11 protein-coding genes and 1 pseudogene are annotated in these 12,365 nt (G+C 68.5%); 9 read left to right on the plus strand and 3 right to left on the minus strand.

All coding sequences use genetic code 11. The features are described 5' to 3' along the window. The first annotated feature begins 50 nt into the window (after positions 1–50). From ACTJJZ_RS09480 to ACTJJZ_RS09490, 3 genes are read left to right on the plus strand one after another with little or no spacing between them, the layout of a single operon-like run. Entirely contained in the window at positions 51–779 is a 729-nt protein-coding gene (locus tag ACTJJZ_RS09480; RefSeq protein WP_440720937.1) for a signal peptidase I, read from the plus strand. Next, entirely contained in the window at positions 766–1,404 is a 639-nt protein-coding gene (locus ACTJJZ_RS09485; protein WP_440720938.1) for a hypothetical protein, read from the plus strand. The genes ACTJJZ_RS09480 and ACTJJZ_RS09485 overlap by 14 nt, the downstream gene beginning before the upstream one ends. Then, complete coding sequence (locus ACTJJZ_RS09490) at positions 1,401–1,913, plus strand: hypothetical protein (RefSeq protein ID WP_440720939.1); 513 nt, start codon at positions 1,401–1,403, stop codon at positions 1,911–1,913. Before ACTJJZ_RS09485 ends, ACTJJZ_RS09490 begins: the two co-directional genes overlap by 4 nt. 28 nt (positions 1,914–1,941) lie before the next feature. On the opposite strand, the pseudogene ACTJJZ_RS09495 reads toward ACTJJZ_RS09490, so the two are convergent. Together ACTJJZ_RS09495 and ACTJJZ_RS09500 are read right to left on the minus strand one after the other, a co-directional pair. Further along, positions 1,942–2,599, minus strand: a pseudogene (locus tag ACTJJZ_RS09495) (YqaJ viral recombinase family protein). Between the two features lie 138 nt (positions 2,600–2,737). Beyond that, on the minus strand, positions 2,738–4,927 hold the full coding sequence (locus ACTJJZ_RS09500) for a carbohydrate-binding module family 20 domain-containing protein (RefSeq protein WP_440720940.1): 2,190 nt from the start codon (positions 4,925–4,927) through the stop codon (positions 2,738–2,740). 631 nt (positions 4,928–5,558) lie between these two features. Here ACTJJZ_RS09500 and rplJ point away from each other — a divergent pair. Together rplJ and rplL are read left to right on the plus strand one after the other, a co-directional pair. Then, positions 5,559–6,047, plus strand: a complete 489-nt coding sequence (rplJ, locus tag ACTJJZ_RS09505) for a 50S ribosomal protein L10 (RefSeq protein WP_440720941.1) — start codon at positions 5,559–5,561, stop codon at positions 6,045–6,047. Positions 6,048–6,096: 49 nt separating this feature from the next. Further along, positions 6,097–6,477 (plus strand): 50S ribosomal protein L7/L12, encoded by a 381-nt coding sequence (gene rplL, locus ACTJJZ_RS09510; protein ID WP_440720942.1) that lies wholly within the window; start codon positions 6,097–6,099, stop codon positions 6,475–6,477. Between the two features lie 76 nt (positions 6,478–6,553). On the opposite strand, the gene ACTJJZ_RS09515 is transcribed toward rplL, so the two are convergent. Beyond that, positions 6,554–7,567, minus strand: a complete 1,014-nt coding sequence (locus ACTJJZ_RS09515) for a LacI family DNA-binding transcriptional regulator (protein ID WP_440720943.1) — start codon at positions 7,565–7,567, stop codon at positions 6,554–6,556. A 233-nt stretch (positions 7,568–7,800) separates the two neighbouring features. Between ACTJJZ_RS09515 and ACTJJZ_RS09520 the strand changes: the two genes are divergently transcribed. From ACTJJZ_RS09520 to ACTJJZ_RS09535, 4 genes are all read left to right on the plus strand, one after another. Next, entirely contained in the window at positions 7,801–9,132 is a 1,332-nt protein-coding gene (locus tag ACTJJZ_RS09520) for an ABC transporter substrate-binding protein (RefSeq protein ID WP_440720944.1), read from the plus strand. A 232-nt stretch (positions 9,133–9,364) separates the two neighbouring features. After that, the gene (locus ACTJJZ_RS09525; RefSeq protein WP_440721087.1) at positions 9,365–10,585 is read left to right on the plus strand and encodes a carbohydrate ABC transporter permease; all 1,221 of its coding nucleotides are present in this window, start codon (positions 9,365–9,367) and stop codon (positions 10,583–10,585) included. After that, entirely contained in the window at positions 10,585–11,553 is a 969-nt protein-coding gene (locus ACTJJZ_RS09530) for a carbohydrate ABC transporter permease (RefSeq protein WP_440720945.1), read from the plus strand. Before ACTJJZ_RS09525 ends, ACTJJZ_RS09530 begins: the two co-directional genes overlap by 1 nt. Before the next feature lie 73 nt (positions 11,554–11,626). Then, entirely contained in the window at positions 11,627–12,286 is a 660-nt protein-coding gene (locus ACTJJZ_RS09535) for a phosphatase PAP2 family protein (RefSeq protein WP_440720946.1), read from the plus strand. Positions 12,287–12,365: the final 79 nt, after the last annotated feature.

The following is a 12,365-nucleotide window of genomic DNA, read 5'->3' on the forward strand; positions in this document are numbered from 1 at the left end:
CGCACATCGCCGATCCGTCCGCAGTCAGGCCACACAGAGAGAAGAACAGCATGTCGGAGATGACACGGCCCACCAGCCGCCGCGAGGCGCGCCGCGGTGCGCCGGCGGACGGACGCAGCCACGCCCGAGTGGACGCGGGCCCCGAAGCGCCGGCGGAGAAGCGGGCTGCTGCCGGGGCGGACGCGAGTGGCGGCGGGCGCCGCCGCCCCACGGCCCGCGGCGTGCTCAGCGAGATCCTGCTCTGGATCGTCGCGCTGGCGGGGCTCGTCTGCATCGTGCTGGTGATCCTCGCGTTCACGGCGCACATCACGCTCATCATGTTCCGCACCGGATCGATGGCTCCGACGATCCCGACCGGGTCCGTCGCGATCGTGCAGCAGATCCCCGCCTCCCAGGTCCACGTCGGAGACGTCGTGACGGTGGATCGCCCGGGCGAGCTTCCCGTCACGCACCGAGTGCGGGCCGTCGCCGACGGTTCGGTGTCCGGCGAACGCCTCCTGACGCTGCGCGGCGACGCGAATGCGCAGGACGACGTGGCTCCGTATCCGGTCTCGACGGTGCGGATCGTGCGCTTCTCGGTCCCGGGACTCGCACCCGTCATCGTGGCGTTCGGCAACCCTCTCGTGCTCGGCGGGATCACGATCGGCGTCACCGCCCTGGTCGTCTGGGCGTTCTGGCCGCGTGGCCGGGGCTCCGGCGGACGTGACGGCTCCGATGAGGCGCCTGCTGCGGAGGGCGAGCGGTCCGATGCGCCGCAGGAGAGCCATGAGGCGCCGTGACACGTTCGTCGCCGGCATGATGGCGGCCCTCTCCGTCGCTGGACTCGGCATCGCAACGGTGCCGGAGGCGGGCGCCGATCCCGCGACTCAGGTCGTGCAGGGCCAGTACGTGCGTCTCGTGCTGCACGCGGATCACAGTTCTCCGGCGGAGATGGAGCCGGGCACCGACGTGCGCTGGGACCTGGTGGTGAGCGATGCCGCCCCGGGCCCCGGCACGGTGCTTCTCGGGGTCAGCGCGACCGGGGACGCGCCGATCGAGGTGGACGCCCGTCTCTGCTCCGTCGCGTGGCAGGGCGAGAAGTGCGCCGGCGGCTCGCAGCTGCTGCGCTCCGCCTGGAGCGTCCCGCGAGACGGCCGGACCGTCGTGCTGGACGCGATGCCCGCCGGCTCCGTGGCGCACCTGCGGCTGGATGTGCGCCTCGCCGGCGGTGAGGTCTCGGGTGCGACGCAGCTCCGCGTGCATGCGGACGGGTTCGGCGACCACCTGCAGACCGGTCCGGAGGAGTCGCTGGCGCCGACCGGGGGATCGGCGCCGATCTCCGCGATCGTCGGAGGAGGCGTTCTTCTCCTCGCCGCAGCAGCGCTCCTGCTCGTCCCCCGGCGTCGACGGGGCGGTGACTCGTGAGACTCGGGAGAGCTTCCTCACGCCGCCGTGCGGCGATCGCGGTGCTCGCCGTCGCGGCGTGCGCGACGGCGCTGTTCCTTCCTCGTCCGGCGTTGACGGATGCGTCCTACACCGACTCGGAGCACGTCGCGAGCGGCACGGTGACGGCGGCGACGCTCGCCAGCCCGACGAACATGACCTGCACGACGACGAAGGCCCTCGGAATCCTGACGAGCGTCACGGTCTCCTGGCAGTCGGCGTATCCGCTGTCACCGACGACGGGCCCCACGACGAAGCTGGTGGCCAACCCTTCGAGCGACATAGGTCCGGTCGCCTCCGCGGGATCGGCCCCTCCTTATACCTACACGATGACTCTCGACCAGGGGCTGCTGGGCAGCATCCTTCAGAACGCGCTCGGCAGCACGGTGACGTTCACCGTCACGAACGACGCGGGGACGAACTGGAAGTCCGCGAGCCTGACGAAGACCCTGACGACGGGCGCGCTCGGGGGAAACCCGAAGTGCACGTGACACCCCGAGCCGCGGTGTGCTCGCGGAATCAGTCCGCGAGCGCCAGCGCACGGAACATGTCCCGCTCACGCAGGGCGTCCCGGCGGCTGTCCGGCGCCTCCGGGGTGCGGGACGGAGGCGTACGGCCGGTGGTGCGGCGGTAGAGCTCGTCGATCAGCCGTGTGGCCAGGCCCACGAGCGTCTCGATCTCGCGTTCGTCGCGGTCGATCCAGACGCAGTGCGGCTCGTCGTGGACGGGCTGGAAGTCGGAGTGCTCCTCCCAGACGAACAGGGTGCGCTCGGCGCCGAGCACGTGCTGCTGCCACCACACCTGCNCGCCAGGACTTGTTGGTCGTCTTGATCTCGGCGAGGACGACGCGTCCGGCCGGATCCTGCATGACGCCGTCCGGCGTCGCCAGGTGCCGCGGCTCGACCTCGGCGCGGAACAGCGCGGACGACGGCATGATGCCGTGCGTGGCGGCCACCCAGGAGGCGATCTCGGGCTCGCGGCGGCGGCCGTGGTCGGTGTACGCGTTGCCCGCGAACCTCGGACCGGCACCCAGCTTCGCGTCGGCGGCCCGCGCGATCGAGGCCTCGCTGGTGAGCCCGGCGACGTCGGTGGCGGTGATCCCTCTCGCCCTGGCCCGCAGCCAGGCGACCCGGTCGCGCGAATCGGCGACGATGCGCGCTTCGAGTTCCGGGGTCACCTGTCGAGGCTACCTCCGGCGTCCGACGCGCGCGTCCTGGCACGCCGCATCCGGCCCGCACGGCACCGGTCCCCGTCACGACGGAACGGCCGCACGATGCCTGGTCGGGGCATCGTGCGGCCGTGCCGACCGCGGCGGCTACTTCCAGGTGTCGTTGAGTGTGACCGCCCCCGACGCCCCCGTGGTGTAACTGCGGTTCGCGCCGCTCTCCCACGTCACCACGCCGTTCGCGTCCTTCACGATGTACTTGTACTGGAAGGCGGTGTTCGGCGGCAGGGCGACGGTCGCGGACCACACCGGGTACGCCGACGGGTCGAGCTTGACGGCGCTCGCCGGGTCCCAGCCGCCCAGCTGCGGGAGGGATCCCGCGACGTAGACGTTGCTGCCCCAGGCGGTGGTCTCGTTCTCGGAGAACGTGACGGCGACGGTGGTCGACGCCGGCGGAGGAGCGGTCGTGCCGTTCAGCTGGTCGGTGATCGCGGCGGTGGATCCGCTGCCGGTCGTCGCGGAGTGGTTGCTCCCCGGCTCCCAGGTCACGGTGCCCGAGGCGTCCTTCTGGATGTACTTGTACTGGATCGCGGTGTTCTGCGGCAGGTTCACCGTGACCGTCCAGGAGGAGCCGGACGGGGTCATCGGGATCGCGGACCCGGGCGCCCAGCCGCCGAGTTCGGCGATCGATCCGGAGAGGTACACCGGCGTGGTGCCCGTCTCGCCGTTCACGGTGAACGTCTCCGCGACCTGGCCGGTCGGGGTCGGGGTCGAGGTGACGGTCGGGGTCGGCGAGGGGGCCGGTGTCGTGGACCCGGTCAGTCCGTAGAGCGCCACGGCGTCCTTGGCCTGCACGGTGACCGAGGCGTTGCCGCTCGCGTCGACCGTGACCGAGGTGCCGGAGCATGCTCCGGTCGAGGCGGTGAGATCGCCGTGGATCACGTCGCAGTAGCTGCCGGCGGGCAGGCCGGTCGCGAAGGTGCGGGTCTGCGCGGAGGTGCCGTTGTTGATCGCGACCCACGCCTTGTTCCCGCGGCTGAACGAGATCAGGTTCGCGCCGTCGCTGTACCAGTTCGCGACGGAGGCGCCCTGGGCGGCGTTGTGCCAGCCGACCATGTTCGCCACGCCCTGCACGCGGTCGGTGCAGTACCAGCCGTTCTGGCAGTCGGTGTCGGTGACGAAGCCGTTGGCGTCGGCGGGCGGGGAGTCGTCCGACGCGTTCCAGGTGAAGCTCGCGTACACCTGCGGAGTGCCGTAGCCGTAGGCCAGGTGGAAGATGTTGGCGAGCACGTAGGTGGACCCGGCCTTGTAGTTCAGGGAGGATCCGTTGCGCTCGGTGTCGTGGTTGGTGACCATCGTGCCCGACGATGCGGAGGGCTCGATGCCCCAGCTCTGACCGAGCGAGGACAGGTTCGCGATGTTGCCGTTGAACTGGTTCTTCAGGGCGGTCGCGTAGGTGAACTCGATCACCTGGCCGAGCCCCTCGTATGCGCTCGGCGCGAGACCGCCGGAGCCGCCGGGCATGACCTCCTGCAGCACGTACGGCCGCGAGTTCGTCCAGGTGGTGTTGTGCACGCCGCCGAGGATCGCGGACAGGTCGTTCGCGTTGATGTGCTTGGCGGCGTCGAGGCGGAAGCCGTCCACGCCGAGCCCGACGAGCTGGTTGAGGTACGCCGTCTCGGTGGAGCGGACGTGGCTGCTCTCGGTCCTGAGGTCCTCGAGCGACACGAGTTCGCACTCCTGCACCTGCGTCTGGTTGTTCCAGTCGTTGATGGCGAGGTTGGAGTTCGGGCAGTCGTCCGGGTAGCCGTGGAAGTCGCTCGCCGTGTATCCGGGCTGCGCGTACGTGTGCGAGGCCGCGCTGAACGAGTCGGCGCCGTAGGAGTCGGTCGTGGTCTGGTTGTCGCCCGCCATGTGATTGAGCACCGAGTCGGCGTATACCTTGACCCCGGCGTCGTGGCACGTGCCGACCATGGCGGCGAACTGCGCCGCAGTTCCCATCCGGCTGTTCAGGTCGTAGCCGACGGGCTGGTACACCTCCCACCACGGATGCGACGACTGGTTGAGCCGGACCGAGTCCTGCGGGGGAGCGACCTGGACGGCGCCGTACCCCTTCGGGCCCAGCACGTTCGTGCATTCGGACGCCACCGAGTTCCAGTTCCACTCGAACAGGTTCGCCACGACGTCGCCTCCGTTCGGCGTGCTCGCGTGGGCCGCGCCGGAGAAGGCGAGCGGGATCAGGGCGCCGGCGGCCAGCGCTCCCACGGCGATCGCGCTGATCCGGGCGGCGAGGCGCCGTCTCGGGGGCGCGTCCACCGCGACTCTGCGGGGCAGGATCATCGAAGTCTCCATCTGGTGTGTGCCTGGCGTCGTCACCCGAGCGGACCGGGCCCGGGCGACGATGCCTCGGACAGGTGCTTTTGCGCCGCGGGAAGTCGCGGACGTGGGATCCACGATGGGGCAGAAGGAGCCGCCCGTCAAGAGTAAGTGCAAGCGCTTCCAGGTCGAAACTGTCCACAAGGTGAGACCGGACCCGCGATGAAAACCCGTGTAAACGGCGCCCTGTCGGCGATCCGGGCCCCGTCGTGGCGTGATCAGCACACATCGACCTCAGAATGATTGGAAACGTTTACGCCCTGAAGGACCGGCGATGCGGACGTGCGGCCGACTACACGCGAGTTCGGCCAGAGCGTCCGCGATTTGGCGAGGAGGCGGCGATCGCGTACTGTGGGATCAACCGAAGACCGCCGGTCATCGTCGTGTGTGCGAGCACGTGACGATCGAAGCACTGCAGGATCCCCGGATCCGTGAAGCAGAGGGCCCGCGCAGGTGACACGAACGATTCTCCAGGATCCTGGATTTCCCGCTCCGTGCGCCTGCGCCGGAGCGTTTTTCTTTGCCCGCAGCTGCGCCGCGGTCCCGGCCGGTGCTCCACCTCCGTGGAGCACCCCGTACCCACCAAGGAGTGACCATGGCGCAGAAGGATGCATCGGTCGTCGAGCTCACGAAGAACTTCGAGAACTCGAACGCCGTCCTGCTGACCGAGTACCGCGGTCTGACGGTCGCCCAGCTCAAGCAGCTGCGCAACAACATCCGTCAGGACGCGAGCTACGCCGTGGTGAAGAACACGCTGACCAAGATCGCCGCGAACAACGCGGGGATCACGGCGCTCGACGACGACCTCAAGGGTCCGTCGGCCGTGGCGTTCGTGCACGGCGACTTCGTCGCCACCGCCAAGGCCCTGCGTGACTTCGCCAAGGCGAACCCGCTTCTCGTGATCAAGGGCGGCATCTTCGAGGGCAACGCCCTGAGTGCCGACGAGGTCAACAAGTACGCCTCGCTGGAGAGCCGTGAGGTTCTGCTGGCCAAGGCCGCGGGCATGATGAAGGCGACGATGGGCAAGGCCGCGGCCACCATCGATGCTCTTCGCGAGAAGCTGGAGACCGCCGAGGCCGCCTGAGCCTCGTCCGGTCTTTCCCCACAAACCCCATCTATCTAGGAGATACATCATGGCGAAGCTCACCACTGAGGAGCTGCTCGACCAGTTCGCTGGTCTGACCCTTGTCGAGCTCAGCGAGTTCGTGAAGGCGTTCGAGGAGAAGTTCGAGGTCACCGCGGCCGCTCCCGTCGCCGTTGCCGGCGCCGGTGGCGCGGGCGCTGCGGAAGAGGTCGAGGAGAAGGACTCCTTCGACGTCATCCTCGAGGCTGCCGGCGACAAGAAGATCCAGGTCATCAAGACGGTCCGCGAGCTCACCTCGCTCGGCCTCGGCGAGGCCAAGGCCGTCGTCGACGGTGCCCCGAAGGCCGTCCTCGAGGGCGCCAACAAGGAGGCCGCCGAGAAGGCCAAGGCCGCTCTGGAAGAGGCCGGCGCGACGGTCACCCTCAAGTAACCGCGTTCCCACGCTCTGCGAAAGCCCCGGGTTTCCCGGGGCTTTCGTGCGTCCCCGGACCACGCGCGCTCCGCGGTCAGCGGGCCTCCCGCGGCGGCGCGGTCGACGCGCGGGCGACGAGCGAGATCGGCGAGAGGACGTGCTCGAGCGGCGCCTCGGCATCTCGCATCCTGGTGCGGAGCAGCCTGACTGCCTCGGCCCCCTGCTCCTTGGGAAGCTGCCGGATCGTCGTCAGGTTGAACATCGCGGCGTACCGGTGGTCGTCGATGCCGATCACGCTGAGCTCGCTGGGAACCCCGATGCCGAGGCGCTGGGCGGCGAGGATCGCGCCGATCGCCGCCTCGTCGCAGACCGCGGTGATGGCGGTCGGGCGGTGCCGGCGATCGGCCAGCAGCGCCGCCGCGGTGGCGAACGCCTCCGGGATCGTCGAGCGGGTCGGCACCGGCCGGATCCGATGCTCGAGCCCGGCGGCGATCATCGCCTGGCAGTAGCCGTCCAGGCGCTTGCGTTCGCCGAAGCTGAACCGGTCGGCGTCGGGCTCGTCGCCGAGGAAGGCGATGTCCTCGTGGCCGAGGTCGATCAGGTGCTCCGTGGCGACCCTGGCGGCGACGACATCGTCGATCGTGACCGTGTCGGCGCGCTCGGAGAACGGGCCGATCGAGACGAGCGGCAGTCCCGTCCCGGCGAGGCGCTCGAGCTCGTGCGCGCCCGGCTGCAGGCACACCGCGATGATCCCGTCGAAGCGGCGGGCGGCGAGAGCATGGTCCAGCATGCGCGCGCGTTCGGCGCTGCCTGCCGTGGCGCCGAACAGGCTGAGATCCAGTCCCTCGGCAACCAGCGCCTGCTGCAGGCCGCTGAGCAGTTCGGCGAAGTACCACCGGTCCGCCGTCGGCATGATCACGCCGACCGTCGACGTCCGGCCGGTGGCGAGGCTGGAGGCGCTCGAGTGCGCGGAGTAGGCGAGCTCGCGTGCCGCGCGCTCCACGCGCTCCCTGGTCTCGGGGGAGACGTAGCCGTTGCCGCTCAGCGCACGGCTGGCCGTCGACTTCGCGACCCCCGCCCGCAGTGCGACATCGACGATCCCGGTCACGGCTTCCTCCTCGAAACGGATCCCCTCACCCTAGCGATCGGCACGGCATTGTGGAACCGGTTCCTTGAAATCGCTCCCACGACTTCCGTCTCGCGAGCCCGGGGTTATGCAGTTGTGACCCGTGCGACGTTGCGGGAAGGGGGCGATGGTCATTAGTGTCGCCTGGAAGCGGTTCCTGGGAGGAGCCCCCAGCGCGGGGAAACCAGTCTTCGCGCGATTCGAAGGAGAAACGTATGGGAATGTCTCAGCGACGTCGCCTGCTGGCACCGCTGGCGCTGCTCGCCGTCTCGGGCCTCGCCCTGGCGGGGTGTGCAGAAAGCAGCGGCACCACCGGCGGCGGGGACGATGTCAAGGGCAAGACCGTCAAGATCTCCGGTGGCATCACCGGAACCGAGGCCGATCTGCTGAACAAGTCCTTCGACAAGTTCACCAAGGACACCGGCATCAAGGTCGTCTACACCGGTGACAAGAGCTTCGAGGGCAACATCGTCACCAAGGTCTCCGGCGGCAGCGCACCCGACATCGCGATCGTCCCGCAGCCCGGTCTGCTGAAGAGCCTGGTGGGCACCGGTCAGGTCAAGACGGCACCCGCAGAGGTCTCGGCCAACGTGGACAAGAACTGGTCCAAGGACTGGAAGACGTACGGCACCGTCGACGGCAAGTTCTACGCCGCGCCGATGCTCGCGAACGTCAAGGGCTACGTCTGGTATTCGCCGGCGAAGTTCAAGGAGCTCGGCGTGCAGGTCCCGAAGACCTGGGACGAGCTGCTCACGCTCACCAAGACGATCCAGGAGAAGACCGGCCAGGCGCCGTGGTGCGCGGGCTTCGCCTCCGGTGACGCCTCAGGCTGGCCGGGCACCGACTGGGTCGAGGACCTCGTGCTGCGCCAGAGCGGCACCGAGGTCTACGACAAGTGGGTCGCCGGCGACGTGAAGTTCACCGACCCGGAGATCAAGAAGGCCTTCGACGCCGTGGGCACGATCCTGCTCGACCCGAAGTACGTGAACGCGGGCTTCGGCGACGTCAAGAGCATCAACTCGACCGCTTTCGCGGACGTCGCGGCCAAGGTCGCCGACGGCACCTGCACGATGACGCACCAGGCCTCGTTCCTCTCCTCCAACTTCCTGGACGTGAAGACGAAGGCCGGCGCTGCGCCCAAGGTCGCCGCCGACGGCGACGTGTACGCGTTCGTGCTGCCCGGTCTGAAGGAGGGCGAGAACACGATCGAGGGCGGCGGCGAGTTCGTCGCCGGCTTCAGCGACAACGCCGCGACCAAGAAGGTGCTCGAGTTCATGTCGTCTCCGGACTTCGCGAACGCGCGCGTCAAGCTGGGCGGCGTCATCTCCGCGAACAAGAACGCGGATGCGTCGCTGGCCTCCAGCCCGTTCCTGCAGGACGCCATGAAGACCCTGCAGGACCCGAAGACCACGCTGCGTTTCGACGCCTCGGACCTGATGCCGGCCACCGTCGGCTCCGGGTCGTTCTGGAAGGGCATGGTCAGCTGGATCGACGGAAAGCCGACGGACGCCGTGCTGAGCGACATCCAGGCCGGTTACAAGAACTAGTCTGAGCACTACCTGAGAGGGCTGCGGGTCTCGTCCGCCGATGCGGACGACCCGCAGCCCTTCTCGGGCAGGTCCTGACAGAGTTCGACGTCGAACCCAGAAGGGGGTCCTCATGTCGCACACCACGACGACGTCGCCCGCCACCACCACCGCGACCGCATCCACCCGATCCGGTCGCACGACCGCCTCCCGATCCGTCACGGTCGGCGCCATGATCGTGGGCGCCGTCGCGATGATCGGCGTCTTCCTCGCACTGCTGGTGAGCCCCGCGCCGGAGACCCCCACGCCGACCACGATCGGCTTCTCGCTGAAGAGCTTCTTCGTGTGGATCGGCGGCCTGAACCCGCTGCTGCAGATACCGATCGTGCTCGTCGTCTTCGCCGTCGTCGCGGCGATCCTGCTGCTGCTGATCGAATACGCGCCGCGGCACGGCAAGGGCTATTTCTGGCTGCGACTCGTGGCGTGCTTCGTCATCCCGGTGCTCGCGTTCATGCTGCTGCGCCCGTACCAGAACGCACTGATCTACGTCATGGCGATCGCGCTGATCGCCGGAGGCATGCTGTTCTTCGCCGACTACCGGGCACGCGAGGGCGCGGGCTACACCCTGCAGCTCGCGCTGTTCATGGCGCCCGCGTCGCTCCTGCTCCTCATCGGCCTGATCTACCCGGCCGTGAGCACGGTGATCCAGTCGTTCTTCGACAAGACCAGCAAGGAGTTCGTCGCACTGGACAACTACCAGTGGGTGTTCACGAACCCCGAGGGCTTCTGGTCCGTCATCAACACGCTGATCTGGGCGCTCATCGCCCCCGTCGTGTCGACGATCTTCGGCCTCGCCTACGCGGTGTTCATCGACCGCGCGCGCGGTGAGAAGATCCTCAAGGTGTTCGTCTTCATGCCGGTCGCGATCTCGTTCGTCGGCGCCGGCATCATCTGGAAGTTCATCTACGACTACCGGCAGGGCAACCAGATCGGCCTGCTGAACGCGATCGCCACGATGTTCGGCGGGAAGCCGGTCTCGTGGCTGGACACCACGCCGCTGGTCAACACGATCTGCCTGCTCATCGTGTTCATCTGGACGCAGACGGGCTTCGCGATGGTGATCCTGTCCGCGGCGATCAAGGCGGTGCCGACCGAGCAGCTGGAAGCGGCGTCGCTGGACGGCGCGAACGCCTGGGATCGCTTCCGCAATGTGACGGTGCCGGGGATCCGGTCGTCGCTGATCGTGGTGCTCACGACCATCACGATCGCGTCGCTGAAGGTGTACGACATCGTCGCGGTGATGACCGGCGGTCGCGCCAACAGCACCGTGCTGGGCTTCGAGATGGTGAACCAGCAGCAGCGGTTCCAGAGCTACGGGCACTCCTCGGCGCTGGCCGTCGTGCTGTTCCTGTTCGTGCTGCCGCTGATCATCTACAACGCCCGGCAGATGGCCAAGCAGAGGGAGATCCGCTGATGAGTGCGACGCAGGCGGTCGTCACCGACGACCGCACCAAGCGCCAGGTGGCCCGCGACACCCGTCGCAACGAGGCGTCGGCGCAGAAGCGGCTGACGTCGAAGGGCGCCACGATCGCGGCGGTGATCATCGCGATCTTCTGGACGATCCCGACCTTCGGCCTCCTGGTGACGTCGTTCCGCCCCGGTGCGGACTCGAACAGCACCGGCTGGTGGACGGTGTTCGTGGATCCGTCGTTCACGCTGAGCAACTACGCGGACGCGCTGACCTCGGGCGGCACCGCGCTGACCCTGGGTGCATCGTTCATCAACTCGCTCGCGATCACGATCCCGGCGACGGTGGTGCCGATCTTCATCGCCTCGCTCGCGGCGTACGGGTTCGCGTGGATGAACTTCAAGGGCAAGAACCTCGTGTTCGTCATGGTGTTCGCGCTGCAGATCGTGCCCATCCAGATGGCCCTGGTGCCGCTGCTGTCGCTGTTCTCGCGGGGGTTGACGCTGTTCGGAACGCAGATCTTCCCCGGGCTCGAGCTGCGGGACGTGGATCACAGCTTCGCGACGGTGTGGATCGCGCACGCGATCTTCGCGATGCCGCTGGCGATCTTCATGCTGCACAACTTCATCGCCGAGATTCCGGGTGAAGTCGTCGAGGCGGCGCGCGTGGACGGCGCGGGCCACGGGCAGATCTTCTTCAGCATCATCCTGCCGCTGGCCATGCCCGCGATCGCCTCGTTCGCGATCTTCCAGTTCCTCTGGGTCTGGAACGACCTGCTCGTGGCGACGATCTTCGCGCCGGAGTCCTCGCTGCCGTTGACGCAGACCCTGAACTCGCTGTCCGGCACCTGGGGCAACCAGTGGTATCTGCAGTCGGCGGGAACGTTCATCTCGATCATCGTCCCGCTCGTCGTGTTCTTCGCGCTGCAGCGCTTCTTCGTGCGCGGCCTGCTCGCCGGAGCGACGAAGGGCTGAGCCGGAGCGGTGCAGAGCGGGGTGCGANCGCGTCGATCGCGCCCCGCTCTGCGCGTCGGGGGAGAATGGCCGGATGACACGACGGATCGCACTCTGGACCGGAGTCGCGGCCATCGCCATCGCGGTCGTGGTCGGCTCCCTCATCGTCCTCCATCCCGGGCTCATCGTCTCGCTCGATGAGGCATGGAACGTGGAGATGGGGGAGTGGCGCTCCCCGCCCCTGGTCGCGTTCGCGCTCGTGATGAACTTCCTCGGGGGCGGCTGGTTCGCGGTGGTCGTCGTCCCGCTCGGCGTCGCGCTACTCGGCCTGCTGCGGGGCTGGCGGGCGTCCGTCTCCGTCCTCGTCGTGTTCCTCGCGAGCGTGGTCGCCGTGCAGCTCGTCAAGCACCTGCTGGGGCGGGCCAGGCCCGTGGATCTGCTGATCGCGTCGGACTTCGGATCCTATCCGTCCGGGCACACCGCGAACGCGGCGGCGCTCGCCGTGGCGCTGTGGTTCCTGTTCCCGCGGATCGCCACCGTGATCGGCGGTGCGCTCTGGGTGATCGCGATGGGCTTCTCGCGCACGGTGCTCAGCGTGCACTGGTTCAGCGACACGGTCGGCGGCGCTCTCGTCGGAGGCGGCACGGCGCTCGTCGTCGCCGCGGTGCTGTGGCGCTGGGTGGGACCCGCGCCGATTCCGGAGGGGGACGGAGGTGCGCCACCGGGCGGGACGACCAGGGCAAGCGCCCGCTGAACTGTCGTTGCAATCGCTTACGTCTTTTCTCGTATGTCGATGGGCTGGTGGCTCTATGCCCAGCGAAACATTGATGGAA

The organism is Microbacterium sp. 22242, from assembly GCF_052045495.1.
Taxonomy (GTDB): Bacteria; Actinomycetota; Actinomycetes; order Actinomycetales; family Microbacteriaceae; genus Microbacterium.